13 protein-coding genes and 1 pseudogene are annotated in these 17,494 nt (G+C 52.7%); 4 read left to right on the top strand and 10 right to left on the bottom strand.

From position 1 onward, the window contains the following. Positions 1 to 147 precede the first annotated feature (147 nt). The 8 genes and pseudogenes from ACF8PK_RS06090 to ACF8PK_RS06055 form a co-directional block, all read right to left on the bottom strand. A pseudogene (locus ACF8PK_RS06090) lies at positions 148 to 2,037 on the bottom strand (propionyl-CoA synthetase); the annotation flags it as partial. 13 nt (positions 2,038 to 2,050) lie between these two features. Beyond that, positions 2,051 to 3,265, bottom strand: a complete 1,215-nt coding sequence (gene prpF / locus ACF8PK_RS06085; protein WP_392440616.1) for a 2-methylaconitate cis-trans isomerase PrpF — start codon at positions 3,263 to 3,265, stop codon at positions 2,051 to 2,053. Between the two features lie 56 nt (positions 3,266 to 3,321). Next, the gene (gene acnD, locus ACF8PK_RS06080; RefSeq protein WP_392440526.1) at positions 3,322 to 5,919 is read right to left on the bottom strand and encodes a Fe/S-dependent 2-methylisocitrate dehydratase AcnD; all 2,598 of its coding nucleotides are present in this window, start codon (positions 5,917 to 5,919) and stop codon (positions 3,322 to 3,324) included. Between the two features lie 165 nt (positions 5,920 to 6,084). Then, positions 6,085 to 7,230: a 2-methylcitrate synthase gene (gene prpC / locus ACF8PK_RS06075; protein ID WP_392440524.1), complete on the bottom strand. Its 1,146-nt coding sequence runs from the start codon at positions 7,228 to 7,230 to the stop codon at positions 6,085 to 6,087. 233 nt (positions 7,231 to 7,463) lie between these two features. Then, complete coding sequence (prpB, locus tag ACF8PK_RS06070) at positions 7,464 to 8,360, bottom strand: methylisocitrate lyase (protein WP_004725787.1); 897 nt, start codon at positions 8,358 to 8,360, stop codon at positions 7,464 to 7,466. Positions 8,361 to 8,370: 10 nt separating this feature from the next. Then, positions 8,371 to 9,069: a GntR family transcriptional regulator gene (locus ACF8PK_RS06065; RefSeq protein ID WP_038151103.1), complete on the bottom strand. Its 699-nt coding sequence runs from the start codon at positions 9,067 to 9,069 to the stop codon at positions 8,371 to 8,373. Positions 9,070 to 9,233: 164 nt separating this feature from the next. Next, on the bottom strand, positions 9,234 to 10,070 hold the full coding sequence (locus tag ACF8PK_RS06060; RefSeq protein ID WP_392440521.1) for a helix-turn-helix domain-containing protein: 837 nt from the start codon (positions 10,068 to 10,070) through the stop codon (positions 9,234 to 9,236). 9 nt (positions 10,071 to 10,079) lie between these two features. Beyond that, positions 10,080 to 10,679, bottom strand: coding sequence for a LysE family translocator (locus ACF8PK_RS06055; protein ID WP_392440519.1), 600 nt, complete (start codon positions 10,677 to 10,679; stop codon positions 10,080 to 10,082). A gap of 278 nt (positions 10,680 to 10,957) precedes the next feature. On the opposite strand from ACF8PK_RS06055, the gene ACF8PK_RS06050 reads away from it, so the two are divergent. The 4 genes from ACF8PK_RS06050 to ACF8PK_RS06035 all read left to right on the top strand — a co-directional run bounded on the left by ACF8PK_RS06050 (position 10,958) and on the right by ACF8PK_RS06035 (position 14,756). Then, positions 10,958 to 11,929, top strand: coding sequence for a tripartite tricarboxylate transporter substrate binding protein (locus ACF8PK_RS06050; RefSeq protein WP_392440517.1), 972 nt, complete (start codon positions 10,958 to 10,960; stop codon positions 11,927 to 11,929). A gap of 206 nt (positions 11,930 to 12,135) precedes the next feature. Further along, positions 12,136 to 12,633, top strand: coding sequence for a tripartite tricarboxylate transporter TctB family protein (locus ACF8PK_RS06045; protein WP_004725779.1), 498 nt, complete (start codon positions 12,136 to 12,138; stop codon positions 12,631 to 12,633). 9 nt (positions 12,634 to 12,642) lie between these two features. After that, entirely contained in the window at positions 12,643 to 14,193 is a 1,551-nt protein-coding gene (locus tag ACF8PK_RS06040; RefSeq protein ID WP_041942538.1) for a tripartite tricarboxylate transporter permease, read from the top strand. 251 nt (positions 14,194 to 14,444) lie between these two features. Next, a complete protein-coding gene (locus ACF8PK_RS06035; RefSeq protein ID WP_392440615.1) occupies positions 14,445 to 14,756 on the top strand; it encodes a DOPA 4,5-dioxygenase family protein in 312 nt (103 codons plus the stop codon). 113 nt (positions 14,757 to 14,869) lie between these two features. Here the strand turns inward: ACF8PK_RS06035 and mglC are convergent, their stop codons facing one another. Both mglC and mglA read right to left on the bottom strand, forming a co-directional pair. Continuing rightward, the gene (gene mglC, locus ACF8PK_RS06030) at positions 14,870 to 15,877 is read right to left on the bottom strand and encodes a galactose/methyl galactoside ABC transporter permease MglC (protein WP_004725773.1); all 1,008 of its coding nucleotides are present in this window, start codon (positions 15,875 to 15,877) and stop codon (positions 14,870 to 14,872) included. Positions 15,878 to 15,887: 10 nt separating this feature from the next. Further along, positions 15,888 to 17,396, bottom strand: coding sequence for a galactose/methyl galactoside ABC transporter ATP-binding protein MglA (mglA, locus tag ACF8PK_RS06025; RefSeq protein ID WP_004725771.1), 1,509 nt, complete (start codon positions 17,394 to 17,396; stop codon positions 15,888 to 15,890). Positions 17,397 to 17,494: the final 98 nt, after the last annotated feature.

Genomic DNA, 17,494 nt, shown 5'->3' with positions numbered 1-17,494 from the left:
TTGAATACATATGATGAATCGTATGCGGCAGGTAAAAAAATGCTCCGCGAGTGCGGAGCACAAAGGGTCAAAATGAACTGCGTTTCCCCTAGTTTCCTCAAGCCGCATGCCAGAACGTTCTCACGCGGCTTGAGCACAAGCTACACCTTAATGATGCAGCACCTTTTCCAATTCGTTGAGGCTGGTTGGATCGTCAATGGTGGATGGAACCGTGTAACTTTCTCCATCCGCAATCTGGCGGATAATGCGGCGCAAAATCTTACCTGAACGGGTTTTGGGTAATCGCTCCACCACCAATGCGTGTTTAAAACACGCCACCGCGCCAATTTGACTGCGCACGCTGCTGACCAATTCGGTTTCCAGCGCCAGCGCATCGATCTTCACGCCATCTTTCAGCACCACGAGTCCGAGTGGCAACTGCCCTTTCAGTTCATCGTGCACGCCGACTACCGCGCATTCCGCCACCGCAGGGTGCGCGCCGACGATCTCTTCCATTTCACCCGTCGAGAGGCGATGACCAGCAACGTTAATCACATCGTCAATGCGACCCATGATGAACAGATAACCGTCTTCATCGAGATAACCGCCGTCACCCGAAACGTAGTACCCCGGAAATTGCGACAGATAACCGGTCTCAAAACGGTCGTGGTTGCGCCACACGGTCGGCAAACAGCTGGGCGGTAACGGGCGTTTTAACGCCACAAAACCTTGTTGATTGGGTGGCAGCACCTCGCCGAGTTCATTGAGGATCTCCACTTGATACCCCGGAATCGGCTTGGTCGCTGAACCCGCTTTAATCGGCATCAGTTCAATGCCGGTCGGATTGCCGGCAATCGCCCAGCCCGTTTCGGTTTGCCACCAGTGGTCAATCACCGGCTTATCGGTTTTTGATTCCACCCATTCTAAAGTCGGCGGATCCAAACGTTCACCTGCCATAAAGATGGTTTTCACGCTCGACAAGTCATACTTTTTGAGGTGTTCCCCTTCCGGATCTTCTTTTTTGATGGCGCGGAAAGCCGTTGGCGCTGAAAACAGCGCGGTCACTTTGTATTCCTGACACACGCGCCAGAAAGCACCCGGATCCGGTGTGCGCACTGGTTTGCCTTCGTACAAAATGGTCGTACAGCCGTGCAGCAGCGGTGCGTAAACAATGTATGAGTGCCCCACCACCCAACCCACGTCGGATGCAGCCCAAAACACGCCATCTTGTGGCATGTCATAAATACTGCTCATCGAGTACTTGAGCGCCACCGCATGACCGCCGTTGTCGCGCACCACGCCTTTCGGTTTACCGGTCGTGCCCGAGGTGTACAGAATGTATAGCGGGTCGGTCGCCAACACGGGCACACACGCGTGCGGTAGCGCACTTTGAATCAGCGTGTTCCATTCCAAATCGCGTTCGCTGGTTAAATCGGCCGGGCACTCCGGACGTTGATACACCAACACGTGCTCAGGTTTCCAGCGGCTATCCATGATCGCCTTATCCACCAAGGGCTTATAAGGAATCACTTTATTGACTTCTACGCCGCAAGAGGCCGTCATAATGACTTTGGGTTCGGCGTCTTCAATTCGCACCGCCAGCTCGTTTGGCGCAAAGCCACCAAATACCACCGAGTGAATGGCGCCCAAACGTGCACACGCCAGCATCGCCATCGCCGCTTCGGGGATCATCGGCATGTAGATAATCACGCGATCGCCTTTGGTAACGCCCTGCGCGGCCAACATGCCCGCCACGCGCGCGACACAATCCCGCAGCGCGGTGTAGCTGTAACGCTGCTTTTTACCCGTCACCGGCGAGTCATAAATCAGCGCGGTTTGATCGCCACGACCCTGCTCACAGTGGTAATCCAACGCCAACCACGAGGTGTTGAGCAACCCATCCGGGAACCAGCGTTCAATGCCGTGTTCGTCTTTTTGCAAAATGGTTTGAGGGAATTCAAACCAGTCGATGTTTTGGGCTTGCGCTTTCCAGAACGCTTGCGGCTCATCCTTAGCCCATTGATATTCCTTTAAATATGCAGACATGGTGCTTCTCCTTGATTGTTCTGGCTTAGCCGTGGTTGATGGTTTCTGCGGGCACGCGCACCCAACCTTCCATCAAAATACGTGCGCTGCGACCCATCACGGCTTTTTCGACCACCCAACCTTGCGTCGTTTCGCTTGCACTGGCGCCAATTTTTAATGTTCCCGAAGGGTGACCAAAAGTCACCGACGTTTTCTCTCCGCCCCCGGCGGCCAAATTGACCAACGTTCCTGGCACACACGCCGCGGCAGCGATGGCAACGGCAGCGGTTCCCATCATGGCGTGATGCAATTTGCCCATCGACAACGCGCGCACCAGTACATCGACATCACTGGCTGCAACGGGTTTGCCGCTGGATGCGGTGTAGGTTTGCGGTTTGGAGACAAAGGCAATTTTGGGCGTGTGTTGACGGGTTTGCGCTTCGCTGAGGTCTTCAATCAGCCCCATTTTCAGCGCGCCGTAAGCACGAATGGTTTCAAACATCGCCAGCGCTTGGCTGTCGTTGTTAATGTCATCCTGTAGCTCCGTGCCCTGATAACCAATCGACGCGGCATCGACAAAAATCGTCGGAATGCCCGCGTTGATGAGCGTGGCGTTCAATGTGCCGACGCCCGGAACATCAAGATCATCGACCAGATTTCCGGTCGGGAACATAGCGCCTTCCCCATCAGCCGGATCCATAAAATCGACCTGAATTTCCGCCGCTGGGAACGTCACGCCATCAAGTTCAAACTCGCCCGTTTCCTGCACCAAGCCATCTTTGATCGGCACATGCACGACGATGGTTTTGCTGATATTGACCTGCCACACACGCACCGCAACCACGCCGTTGTGAGGAATGCGCTCGGGCGCAATGAATCCGGCGTAAATTGCAAACGGGCCAATCGCCGCCGACAGATTACCGCAGTTACCACTCCAGTCGACAAACGCTTTATCAATCGATACTTGTCCAAACAGATAATCGACGTCGTGATCCGCTTGGGTGCTTTGCGACACAATCACGGTTTTACTGGTGCTTGAAGTGGCGCCGCCCATGCCATCAATCTGTTTGCCGTACGGATCCGGGCTGCCAATCACGCGCATGAGTAAGCGATCGCGCGCCGCGCCCGCCACCTGCGCCGCAGGCGGCAGATCGCCCAGACGGAAAAACACCCCTTTGCTGGTGCCGCCACGCATGTACGTCGCAGGCACTCGGGTTTGAGAAGACTCTCGGTTTTGAAAAGATAGGGGCTGAGACAGCATCTCAGCCGTGGTCCATGGAGAAGTTGTGCTGACATTGCTCATTGCATCACTCCTTCTCAGCTCGCCAAAAAGTCTTGTGCAAAACGCTGCAGCACACCGCCCGCGTGATACACATGCACTTCATCGGCGGTATCTAAACGACAAGTCACCGCGACATCCAGCTTCTCGCCGTTTTGTCGCGTGATCACCAGCGCCAAATCGCAGCCCGGCTTGATGTCACCCACCACGTCGTACAGTTCGGTGCCATCGAGTCCCAATGTGAGGCGATTCACGCCCTCTTTGAATTGCAATGGCAACACACCCATGCCGACCAGGTTGGTACGGTGGATGCGCTCAAAGCCTTCGGCGACAATCGCTTCCACACCTGCTAAGCGCACGCCTTTGGCCGCCCAGTCACGGGAAGAGCCTTGGCCGTAGTCGGCGCCCGCCACAATGATCAGCGGCTGTTTGCGCTGCATGTAGGTTTCAATCGCTTCCCACATGCGGGTCACTTTGCCGTCCGGTTCGATACGCGCAAGCGAGCCTTGCACCACGTCGCCATGCGCTTTGACCATCTCATTGAACAGTTTCGGGTTGGCAAACGTTGCACGCTGCGCCGTCAGGTGATCACCGCGGTGCGTCGCGTAGGAGTTAAAGTCCTCTTCCGGCACGCCCATTTTCGTCAGGTATTCACCCGCGGCGCTGCTGGCTAGAATCGCATTCGATGGCGACAAATGGTCAGTGGTGATGTTGTCACCCACCACCGCCAATGGGCGCATGCCTTTCAGCGTGCGTTCACCCGCCAGTGCGCCTTCCCAATACGGCGGACGGCGAATATAGGTACTCATTGGGCGCCAGTCGTACAGCGGATTGCTGTTTTGCTCGGCGTCATCGAGTTTAAACATCTGAATGTAGACTTGATTGAACTGCTCCGGTTTGACGTGCTGATTCACAATCGCATCAATCTCTTCATCGCTTGGCCAGATGTCGTTGAGGTAAATCGGCTTCCCGTTGGCATCATGCCCCAACGCATCGCGCTCAATATCAAAGCGAATCGTACCCGCCAGCGCATAAGCCACCACCAGCGGTGGCGAGGCCAGAAACGCCTGTTTGGCGTAGGGGTGAATCCGACCATCAAAGTTGCGGTTGCCCGACAATACGGCGGTCGCATACAGATCGCGATCGATGATCTCTTGTTGGATGGTCGGATCCAGCGCGCCACTCATGCCGTTACAGGTGGTACACGCATAGGCCACAATACCAAAGCCCAACTGTTCCAGTTCAGGTAACAGATTGGCTTCTTCAAGATACAATTTGGCGACTTTGGAACCCGGCGCAAACGAGGTTTTCACCCACGGTTTACGCACCAAACCCAGTTCATTGGCTTTTTTCGCCACCAAGCCAGCTGCGACCACGTTGCGTGGGTTACTGGTGTTGGTACACGAGGTAATCGCGGCGATGATCACAGCGCCATCGGGCATTTCGCCCGCTTTCTCTTCCCATTTTCCGGCGATACCGCGCTCAGCCAGTTGCGAGGTGGGCAAGCGGCGATGCGGGTTCGAAGGCCCAGCCAAGTTACGTTCTACTTGGGAGAGATCAAACTCCAATACGCGTTCGTATTGCGCCGTCTCCAGCGCATCCGCCCACAGGCCGGTTTGTTTGGCGTACTGTTCAACCAGCGCCACTTGTTCGGCGTCGCGGCCGGTCAATTTCAGGTAGTTGATGGTCTGCTCATCGATGTAGAACATGCCCGCGCTGGCACCATATTCCGGAGTCATGTTGGAAATGGTTGCGCGGTCGCCGATGGTGAGCTGTTTCGCCCCTTCGCCAAAAAATTCGAGATAAGACGACACCACGCGTTCGCCGCGCAGAAACTCAGTGATTGCCAAAACGATGTCAGTGGCGGTAATACCCGGTTTGCGTTTGCCGGTCAGTTTCACGCCGACGATGTCCGGCAGGCGCATCATGGATGGGCGGCCTAGCATCACGGTTTCGGCTTCCAAACCACCGACACCAATCGCGATGACACCAAGAGAATCGACGTGCGGCGTGTGGCTGTCGGTGCCGACACACGTATCTGGAAACGCCACGCCGTTTTTCAGTTGCACCACGGGCGACATTTTTTCCAAGTTGATCTGGTGCATGATGCCGTTGCCAGCAGGAATCACGCTGACGTTTTTAAACGCGGTTTTACACCATTCGATGAAGTGAAAACGGTCTTCGTTGCGGCGATCTTCAATCGCGCGGTTTTTCTCAAACGCATCCGGTTCAAACCCTGCGTGTTCGACCGCAAGCGAGTGGTCAACAATCAGTTGCGTTTCCACCACCGGGTTCACTTTGGCCGGATCGCCGCCCTGCTCTGCGATCGCATCGCGCAGGCCAGCCAAATCAACCAACGCGGTTTGGCCAAGAATGTCGTGACACACCACGCGCGCCGGATACCAAGGGAAATCAAGGTCGCGTTTGCGTTCAATCAGTTGTTTCAGGGAGTCTGTCAGTGCTTCGGGTTCGCAGCGGCGAACCAAGTTTTCAGCCAGAACGCGCGAGGTATAAGGCAGCGTCGCGTAGGCACCGGGCGCAATTGCGTTGACTGCTTCTTCGGCATCAAAATAACTGATATTTGTGCCGGGTAGCAGTTTCCGGTATTGGCTGTTCATATCGTTTTGAGTGGTCATAGTATCCATCCGATTCATTACTATTCCCTTGCCACTTAAAGCAGCAAGCGTGTCGCAAGCGCTTTAAGTTGTTTGGGCGTCACAACCGTGGCAGGCAAATTCGCCCATCAGCGAATCGCAAATCCATGATGACCGCGCTCATTCGCACGGTCATTGCTGAGCGAGTTAGCCGCGTTTTTCAATCGGCAACCATTGCTGATGATCCGGGCCAACATAGTCCGCACTTGGACGAATGATGCGGTTGTTCGCACGCTGCTCGTACACATGGGCAGCCCACCCCGTCAAACGGCTCATCACAAAGATGGGCGTGAACAGTTTGGTTGGAATCCCCATGAAGTGATACGCCGAGGCATGGAAGAAATCGGCGTTACAGAACAAGCCTTTTTCACGTTTCATCACCGCTTCCACGCGTTCAGAAACCGCATACAAATGGGTGTCACCGACTTTTTCGGACAGTTCTTTTGACCAGCGTTTGATCAGGGCGTTACGCGGGTCGCTCTCACGGTAAATCGCATGACCAAAGCCCATGATTTTGTCTTTGTTTTCCAGCATGCGCAGAATGTTTTGTTCCGCTTCATCCGGCGTTTTCCAGTTCTCAATCATCGCCATCGCCGCTTCGTTCGCGCCGCCATGCAGCGGGCCGCGCAGCGTACCGATCGCGCCTGTCACGCACGAGTGAATATCAGACAACGTGGAAGCACAGACGCGCGCCGTGAACGTGGATGCGTTGAACTCGTGCTCTGCGTACAGAATCAACGAGCAGTGCATCACTTGCTTGAACAGATCGCTCGGCGCCTGGTCGGTCAGCATTTTCAGGAAATAACCACCGATACAAGCTTCGCTGGTGTCTTCGGTATCAATGCGCACGCCATCATGGCTAAAGCGATACCAATAACAGATAATGGCTGGGAAGAGCGCCAGCATGCGTTCTGTCGCAGCGAGCTGCTGTGAAAAATCGTGTTCAGTTTCCAAGTTCCCCAGCATGGAACACCCGGTACGCATCACGTCCATCGGGTGCGCGTCCGCAGGAATACGCTCTAGCACTTCTTTCAATGCTTGCGGCAGGCCACGCAGACCAATCAGACGGGTTTTGTATTGATCCAGTTCAGCTTGCGTAGGCAAGTGACCGACGAGCAGTAGATGCGCGACTTCTTCAAATTGCGCATGATTTGCCAGATCCGTGATGTCATAACCACGGTAGGTTAGACCGGTTCCGGTTTTACCAACCGTACATAAAGCTGTGCTTCCAGCGCTTTGGCCACGCAGGCCTGCTCCGCCTAATTCAGCTTTCTTTGTCAAAGACTGAGGCATGTAGAACTCCTTTTCTTGCCGCGCTTCGGATCCTATTGAATCGGCCTCATTGGGCCAGCTTAAGCTCGATGGCGCAGCGGTTTCACGTTATTGGGTGTTCCCCGCCTGACACATGATCCGGTCGGGGCCTGTTTCTTTCCGATACTATTTTCTTTCCGAATTTATTTTTCTTGGGCTTCGTTTTTCTTTGGGCTTCCTTCGTTGAACCTTGTCGAACCGAGGTTCAACGTCGCCTACTTTCCTTCCGAAAACAGCTGATCCAGCTTGTCTTCGTAATCATGGTAATTGAGGTATTCATACAGCTCTTTACGCGTCTGCATTTGACCAAGCAAGGCTTCCTGATTGCCCATCTCCAGCAGGTGGCGATAAACCATTTCGGCCGCTTTGTTCATCGCGCGGAACGCACTCAATGGGTAAAGCACCATATCCACGTTCGATTTGGCTAAATCTTCACAGTTATAGAGCGGTGTTTGACCAAACTCAGTGATGTTGGCCAGAATCGGCACATGCTTACCGGTTGCCGAATGCAGCGCGGTCGAGAACTGCTCGTACTGTTTCAGTTCGGTCATCGCTTCTGGGAAAATCATGTCAGCGCCCGCTTCTACACACGCAATCGCGCGCTCAATCGCACTGTCCATGCCTTCTACCGCCAGCGCATCGGTACGCGCCATGATGACGAATTCCGGATTGTCACGCGCATCCACCGCCGCTTTCACGCGGTCAACCATCTCTTGCTGGCTGACAATCGCTTTGTTGGGTCGGTGACCACAGCGTTTCTGCGCCACTTGGTCTTCCATGTGCACCGCTGCGGCGCCAGCTTTTTCCATCGCTTTGATGGTACGCGCAATGTTAAATGCGCCGCCAAAACCGGTGTCGATATCGACCAACAAAGGCAAATCACACGCGTTGGTGATGCGTTCTACGTCCACCAGCACGTCGTTGAGTGTCGTGATCCCGAGATCCGGCAAGCCATAAGACGCGTTAGCGATACCACCACCCGACAGATAAATCGCCTGATGCCCCAGTTTCTTCGCCATCATGGCGCAGTAAGGGTTGATCGTGCCAACAATCTGCAACGGCTGATTGGTTTGAATAGCGAGCCTGAACTTCGCACCCGGACTTAAGCTCATGGGATTCTCCTTAATCTTGGGCTTCGTTTTGTATCTGTTTTTCGATTAGGCGACGACTACCTGAAATGTGTCGACGCATCAGCATTTCTGCCAGCTCTTCATCGCGATCGCGAATCGCTTGCAGAATGAATTTGTGTTCTTCCAACGCTTCAATCGGACGCGAATGAGCGCGTGGCGATTGATAGCGGTACATGCGCAGCAAGTGGTAAAGCTCATCGCACAATAGCGACACCAGTTGTGTGTTGCGGCTGGCTTTAATAATGCGGTAATGGAAATCGAAATCTCCTTGCTGGTGGAAATACGACGCGCCATCAACTTGATCGATGTGCGCCGAATGTGTCGACAATAACGTTTCCAGCCCAGCCAGTTCGATTTCAGTAATATTGCGCGCCGCTAAGCGTGCCGCCATGCCTTCCAGCGCTTCACGAACCGCGTACAGTTCCAGCAATTTTTCCGTGGAGAACTGAATCACACGCGCCCCGACATGCGGAATACGTTCAATCAACCCCAACCCTTCCACACGCATTAACGCTTCACGCAGCGGGCCGCGGCTCACTTGGAAACGCTTGGCCAGCTCGGGTTCCGAGATTTTACTGCCCGGCGCCATGCCCCCTTCTACGATCGCTTCGATCAAAAATTCGGTCAGGCTTTCTGATTTGGTATGTTCTTTCTCGCCTGCCGCGCGCTTTTTTAATTCAGTCGTCATCATCTCATCTTCTACAAAGTGGGTAAGCCAAGAAAAGTCATCCAACGATGAAGGGCTTACCAAAGGGTTAAACTTAAGATAGACGATCAAATTGTCGACAATCAAGCAAATTGTCGACAATTTAGACTAAGGTCGTAAGCAGACCTAATAGGGAGATTTGAGAGGATTTAAAGTGTGAAGAAGGACTGATATTTCTTAGGTGTCAGTGCAATACGACTTTTAAAACTACGTTGAAAGTGAGCTTGATCAGCAAATCCTAAAGCAAGCGAGGTGTCGACAATTGTTTCACCCTGCTTCAGTAACTGTTTGGCGCGTTTGATGCGTTCATCCATGAGGTACGCATGGGGCGACAGGCCATAGTATTGCTTGAACGTGCGGATCAGATGATACGGACTCACGCCCACCTCAATGGCAAGCGCATCGAGACCAATCGATTGATCGATTTCATCAAACAGCCGCTCACGGGCGCGCAGCAGATAATCCGGGGCACGTTTACGCTGGGTGGCAAGCTGGCTGCCGTCGGTCACCACCGCCGACGGCGTATACAATCGCTCGATGAATTCATACATCAAGGTATGCGCAGACAAAGCATCTTGCTCTTGCAGGAGAGCGGCAAATAACTGTTCAAACTGAAGGCTGAAATCGGCGCGACGTTCAAAGTCCGAAATAAAGGCGTAGTAATCCATCTGGCGGCGCCCTAATACCTCTTGCTGCATCTGCCCCATCCATAATGTGTCGACAAATAGCATTCGATACGACCATTCGCCCTCATGTGGGTTGCACGAGTGCATGTCGGCAGGATTGATGGTAACCACATCGCCACTGCCGATTTGATGCTGGCGCACGTGATTGTCATAGCGCGCTCTGCCGCTATCAATGATGCCAAACGAAAATTCGTCGTGAGAATGCTTTTGATAACAGACATGCGACCACTTGGCGATACGCGCTTCGACCTGCGGCAGCGCCGTCGGGCGCATGATGTTACTGCTTAACGATGTTGACATTCCCTATCCTCACATCCAGATGATGATCATCGACCCACAGAGCATCGCCGCCAAAATGAGTTGAAACCAGCGTTGACGCCGTGGTGAATTGAGCCATTGCGCGACCGATTGACCGAGCACTGCCCACACCCCCACACCAATAAAACAGATCACCAGCGACAGCGAGCAAAACCATCCCAATGCCGAGTGCGTGTTCACCTGATTCAAAACATACAAGCTAACCCCGGAACTGGCAAAAATCCACGCTTTTGGGTTGAGTAATTGTATCAAACTGCCTTGCACAAACAGCGCTTTCATCGCCATTTGCGGATTGGAGTTGAGCCCCAAATCCTTAGCCAGCAGGATACGTACGGCCAAATAGAGCAAATACAAACTGCCCACCCAACGCATAACCGGCACCAGCAGCGGGATGCCTTGGCTCATTTCGCCAAGTGCCACGCCACAGATAAACACCACCAACACGTAAGCCACGGAGGCACCCAACACATGGATGGACGCTTTGCGCCAGCCAAACTGCGCGCCCGCGTAAGTCGCCATCACATTCACCGGTCCTGGAGAGACCGCCCCAACAAAAGCAAACAGCGCCATTGCGCTTAATAAAGAAACCATCATCCCGTCCTTTCGTGCGTTTTCACGGGGTGATAGTAACCAGCGGGAACGGGAGAATATTGAACAAAATTGCGCAGGGCGATGCGGGCGAATGTGCCGTGAACTTTATGAACATAACTCCCTTTATGCCCAATAATGTTTTTATCGCCGCTTTAGAGACAAACCATTAACACATTCTTAACCTACAATAACACGGTAGCAAACTTCTGCCCTGCTACCGCGATGATAACGATAAGCGTCATACCTCTGGATGATGCACCTACATAAGGAACGTGAATATGTTGAAGCATTTCAAACCGACCCTCGCAGCGTCGCTGCTTGCCGCCACCTTCTCTTTCTCTGCTCTGGCAGCGGATCTGGAAAAAATCCACTTTCTGATCCCCGGCGGTGCAGGCGGAGGCTGGGACATGACTGCCCGTGGCACCGGTGACGTGCTGATGAAAACACACCTGATCGACAATGTATCCTATCAAAACCTTTCGGGCGGCGGCGGCGGTAAAGCCATTGCACACCTGATCGAGACGGCTGATCGTCAAGAAGACACCTTGATGGTGAACTCAACGCCCATCGTGGTGCGTTCGCTCTCCGGCGTTTTCCCACAATCGTTCCGTGATTTAACCCCAGTGGCAGCAACGGTGTCCGATTACGGCGCGTTCGTGGTTGCGGGTGATTCCAAATACAACAGCTGGGAAGAAGTGGTTGCCGACTTTAAAGACAACCCACGCAAAGTGAAAATCGCGGGCGGTTCTGCACGCGGCAGTATGGACCACCTTGTCGCCGCAGCGGCATTCAAAGGCCAAGGGCTCGATCCAAAAGAAGTGCGTTACATCGCCTACGATGCGGGCGGTAAAGCGATGGCAGCCCTGCTGTCTGGCGAAACGCAAGTTCTGTCCACCGGCCTTGGTGAAGTGCTCGAAATGTCGAAAAGCGGCCAGGTGAAGATCCTCGCAATCACCGCCCCGAAACGCTTGGACGTTGCGCCAAACATTCCAACCTTGTCTGAATACAACAACCCAACTGTGTTTGCGAACTGGCGTGGTTTCTTCGCAGCACCGGGTGTCAGCCAAGAGAAGATTGATGAATGGAACGTCGCGCTGAAGACAATGTATGACACAGATGAGTGGAAAGTGGTTCGTGACCGCAACGGCTGGATTGACAGCTACAAAGCGGATAAAGACTTCTTCGCTTTCCTCGAAGATCAGGAAAAGCAGATGGGCGACCTGATGCGTGAACTGGGCTTCCTCAAATAACGCTGCGTTTTCTCCACAAACAACGGAACGGGCAACCGAGTGTTGCCTCGTTCCAGCACTTTTGCCGCAGACGAGCGAAAAATTACTCCTTTGTTTTGGTAGATGTTTTGACTAGCAGCAATCCGTTTACCCTTAGTTAATTCCTTCGTTAACTCCGCTTGTCTGCGGCCTTTTCTTCACCACTACCTGATGTCATGGAGTTGGATATGTCGGATCTGCCAACCAAATTATTCAGCAAGGAATATCTCCTGTGCCGCGATCGCGTCGGCGCGATGATCTTTCTTGTCCTTAGCCTGTGCTACGGCTATCAAAGCACACTCATTCCTATGTTTCCCGGCGACGAGTACGAACCGTTTACCGCGCGCACCCTCCCGACCCTGCTCACTTACGCCGGTGTCGGCTTGTCACTACTGTTGTTAGTGGTTGGTCAACCGGACAAAAAGAGCGGCGCAGTGATGTCGTTCAACTGGAAACTGCTGATTGGCTTTTTGGTGCTGATGGCGCTCTACGGCGCAGGATTAACCTATCTTGGCTTTGTGCTGGCGACCGGTTTCTTCCTCATGGCAGGCTTCTACATTCTGGGTGAACGCCGCAAATCGATTCTATTCGGTGCATCGTTCCCGTTTGTGATCGCCTTTTATTTACTGCTGACTCAAGGTTTGGATGTATATCTGGAACCGGGTCTGATTTTCACGCTTTGGTAGGAAAGGATTATGTTAGACGGAATTTTGCAAGGACTGTCGACTGCAGTCATGCCTTTTAACCTGCTGATGGTGATCGTCGGCTGTTTCGTGGGAACCTTCATTGGGATGCTACCGGGCCTTGGCCCTATCTCCGCCATCGCGTTGATGATTCCGATTACTTACGGTCTGGAACCGTCATCCGGCCTGATCCTGATGGCGGGCGTGTACTACGGCGCCATTTTTGGCGGCTCCACGTCATCAATTCTGATCAACGCGCCGGGCTGTTCATCGACTGTGGTAACCGCGTTTGACGGCTACCCGATGGCGCAAAAAGGCCAAGCGGGTAAAGCCTTGGCACTGGCGGCGTATGCCTCATTCACGGGCGGGACACTGTCGGCCATCATGCTGTTGGTCGCTGCACCTGCACTGGCTCAGGTTTCTCTGAGTTTCCAGTCGGCCGACTACTTTGCGTTGATGCTGCTGGGCTTATCTGCCGTGGCCGCGTTCGCGGGCAAAGGCCAAGTGATCAAAGCGTGGATGATGACCATTTTGGGTTTGATGCTCTCAACAGTGGGTATCGATAAGGGCGTGGGGGTAGAACGCTTCACCTTCGGCCTCACCGACCTGATGGACGGTTTTAGCTTCCTACTGCTCGCCATGGCAACCTTTGCTTTAGGCGAAACCTTGATGGGCATTTTGAAACCTGAATCCGACACGCGCGATGAAGAAAACAGCAAGTTGAGCAACATCGGCAGCATGAAAATCACCAAAGAAGAAGTGCGTGAAGCGGCGCCTGTGTCGATTCGTTCTTCTATCCTTGGCTTCTTTACCGGCGTACTACCGGGCGCAGGCGCAACCATTGCCGCCTTCCTGAGCTACGGCATGGAACGTAATCTGGCGCCGAAAGACAAACGCGAGGAGTTTGGTCACGGCTCCATTCGCGGCCTAGTTGCGCCAGAATCGGCCAACAACGCAGCGTCTAGTGGCTCATTTGTTCCGCTACTCACGCTGGGGATTCCGGGTTCAGGCACCACGGCGATCATGCTCGGCGCACTGCTTGCTTACGGCATCCAACCCGGCCCACGTCTGTTTGTCGATCACCCGGATGTGTTCTGGTCCGTCATCATCTCGATGTACGTGGGGAACATTGTGCTGTTGATCCTCAACCTGCCGCTGATTCCGTACATTTCGAAGCTGCTGGCCGTGCCTCGCACCGTGCTGCTGCCGATGATTCTGTTCTTCTCCATCACCGGTGTGTATCTGGTGTCGTTCAACACCATGGATGTCTTCATCATGCTGCTTGTCGCGATGGGTGCGATTGCGCTGCGCTTGGCAAACTTCCCGCTCGCGCCGTTATTGTTGGGCTTTATCCTTGGCGGCCTGATGGAAGAAAACCTGCGCCGTGCACTGATGATTACCGACGGCGAGCTGAGCTTCTTGTGGGAACGTCCAATCACGCTGGCGTTTACAGCCCTGTCGGTGGTGATTCTGGCCAGTCCAATCGTGATGATGGTGGTCAACAAACTGCGTGGCAATTCAACCTCATCAAAATCCTGCAATTCAAATAAAGCACACGAATAATTCCGTGAACGTGATTCAGCCCGGCCAATTGGTCGGGCTTTTTCGTCTCGCCGTGTGACACACAAAGCGTTGCCGCAGACGCAACTTGTTCACGTTTCCCCTGACTTTCCCGCCGAGTGTGTTACCCTCCCCGCATCAAGAAAGCGCCCTGCCAAATACATGGAAATCAATCCCATGACCGGCAGCGTGTCTCCATTCAAATGAAGTGTGACGCCGTGAAAACAGAAAAAAGACCCGTGAACGACCATGCGATGTACCACGCGCATGTGTACTTTGATGCCAACACATTGGCGTTTGCGACCCGCTTGTATGAGCGCATCGGACAAACATTCCCACTCCAACTCGGCAGGCTGCATCAACGTCTCGTTGGCCCGCATACCATGTGGAGCTATCAGATTTTGTTCAGCCATGACGATTTCGATCAGTTCATTCCGTGGCTGGATCAGCAACGCGGCAAATTGAGTGTGTTGGTGCATGCCGATACCGGCGATGATTTGGCCGATCACACCACGCACGCATCGTGGCTGGGTGACGCGGTTGATTTGGATTTGAGTCAGTTTTAGACGTCATGCAATGAGTTTGACGATCATGTCGCGGACAAAAGAAAAATAAAAATAGAAAGAAAAACCGCTCCCGAGGGAGCGGTTTTGAACCAGCAGCAACTGTGTCGTTAGTTTTACTTTTTATTGGCGTACTTCATCGAGTCCAGTGCCACCGCGAAGACGATGATGGAACCCTTGATGATGTATTGCCAGTAAGGGCTGACCCCAATGTACGTCATACCGTAGTTAATAACGGTAAAGATCAAAACCCCCGTTACCACGCCAGCGATGCTCCCCACACCGCCCGCGAAGGACACGCCACCAACCACACACGCTGCAATAGCGTCGAGCTCGTACAAAAAGCCCAAGTTGTTGGTTGCGCTACCGATACGTCCCGCTTCCAGCATCCCCCCGAATGCATAGAAGACACCTGACAATGCATACACTTTCAGCAACGTCAGTGGCACGTTCACACCGGATACTTTCGCAGCTTCAGGGTTGCCCCCGACCGCAAAAATGTTTTTGCCGAACACGGTTTTGTTCCACAGAATCCACATGAACACCGTCGCAATAATGGCGTAGAAGGTGATGTAGGAGAACCTGAACCCGCCGATTCGAATAAAGCCTTGGGTGAATGCCGTGAAGCGGTCATCAAAGCCAGCAATGGGTGATGCGCCAACCGCGTCGTAGTAAAGCGAGTTGATACCGTACACGATGATCATTGTGCCCAATGTGGCGATAAATGGCGTCACTTTGAGGTAAGCGACAATCACACCATTGACCAAGCCAATGATGGCACCGATCAGACACACGCAGATGATAACAGCAATGATGGGCACTTCACCAATACTTGGGAACACCTTGTTCACGTTGTCGATGGATTGAAGCAAGGTCGCGGAAATCACCGCAGCCAAACCCACCTGACGACCAGCGGAAAGGTCGGTGCCCTGCGTGACGATCAACCCCGCAACACCCAGTGCGATAATAATGCGCACGGAGGACTGAGTCAGAATATTACTCAGGTTACGAAGACTTAAGAAGGAAGGCTCCTGAATCACGATCACGGCGAGCAATACAAATAATACTGCGTAGATCGCGCCTTCTTTTAAATGCTTTAGTGCAAAAGATTTAACTGCATCCATAATACATTCCCTAGAGGTAACGAGAGGCTAGCTCTAATATTTCGTTTTGTGTGGTTTCTTTGGTATTGACAATACCTGCGGCACGACCGTTACTCATCACTAAAATACGGTCTGTAATTCCTAATAACTCTGGCATTTCAGAGGAAATAATAATGATGCCTTTATTTTTCTTCGCCAGTTCCAGAATCAGTTGGTAAATTTCGAACTTCGCGCCCACATCAATGCCGCGAGTCGGTTCATCCAACATTAATATTTCAGGTTGCGTTAACAGCCAGCGACCAATAATGACTTTCTGTTGGTTACCGCCCGACAAAGAACCGATCGAAGTTTGATGCGATGGCGTTTTCACACGCATGGAGTCAATCACCCACTGCGTATCGCTCTTCATTTTTTTGTCGCTCAGCAGACCATAAGGAGTTTTGTACTCATCGACGTTGGCCACCAGTGAGTTGAACGTAATGTCCAAGTTACTGTAGATGCCCGTCGAGCGACGCTCTTCTGTCACCAATGCAAACCCGTTGCGAATCGCTTCATGGGCATCGCGGTTTTTCATCTCGCGGCCATGGAGTTGAATATGCCCTTCACTGCGTTCGCGCACGCCAAAAATGGTTTCGACAATGTCGGTTCGGCGCGATCCCACCAGCCCCGCAACGCCCAAAATTTCGCCAGCGCGTAGGTCAAACGAAATGTCGCTGATCGACGGCTGATTCAACGCAGTCAGGTTTTTCACTTCCAGAATGACGTCTTTCGGTGTGTTGGTTTTTTCCGGGAAACGGTGCGTCAGTTCACGGCCCACCATCATCGCGATGATCTGATCCATATCGAGGCCTTTCAGCGGACGCGTTTCCACCCACTGGCCATCACGCAGGATCGTGATTTCATCACAAATGGAGAAGATCTCTTCCATCTTGTGCGAGATGTACACCACGCCACAGCCTTTCTCTTTCAGCTTGTTGATGATGGTGAACAGGTGATTGACTTCTTTTTCCGTCAGTGAGGACGTGGGTTCGTCCATGATCACCACTTTCGCGTCATAAGAGAATGCTTTGGCGATTTCCAGCATTTGCATTTGCGAAACCGATAACGTGGCAACTTTCACTTTCGGGTCGATATGAATATCGAGTTCTTCGAAAATAGCTTTGGTATCCCGATACATTTTATCGTGATCGACAAATAAGCCTTTTTTCGGATAACGGCCAAGCCAAATATTGTCCATCACTGAACACTGTTTTACTTGGTTTAATTCTTGGTGCACCATGGAAACGCCAGATTCCAGGGCCTCTTTTGATGATGAGAAATTAATATGCTTTCCTAAGAAAAGAATATCGCCTTCATCTTTTTCATAGATTCCAAACAAACATTTCAACAGCGTCGATTTACCCGCACCGTTTTCTCCCATCAGTGCATGGACGGAATGCGGACGTACTTTTAAATTGACGCGGTCCAATGCTTTTACGCCTGGAAATGATTTGCTCACGCCTGTCATTTCTAACAGGAATTCATGTGTTTGATCGACCATGACATCACTTTTCTGTTTTTAAACGAGAACCAATAAATATCGCTTAGATACATATTCCCGACGATGAACAAACGAAACCTGACCTCATGCCATCGCGC

It is taken from the genome of Vibrio sp. CJQ_6, from assembly GCF_043106745.1.
Classification (GTDB): Bacteria; Pseudomonadota; Gammaproteobacteria; order Enterobacterales; family Vibrionaceae; genus Vibrio; species Vibrio furnissii.
Note: the sequence above shows the minus strand (reverse complement) of the source record. Positions and strands in the feature narration are given on the sequence as shown.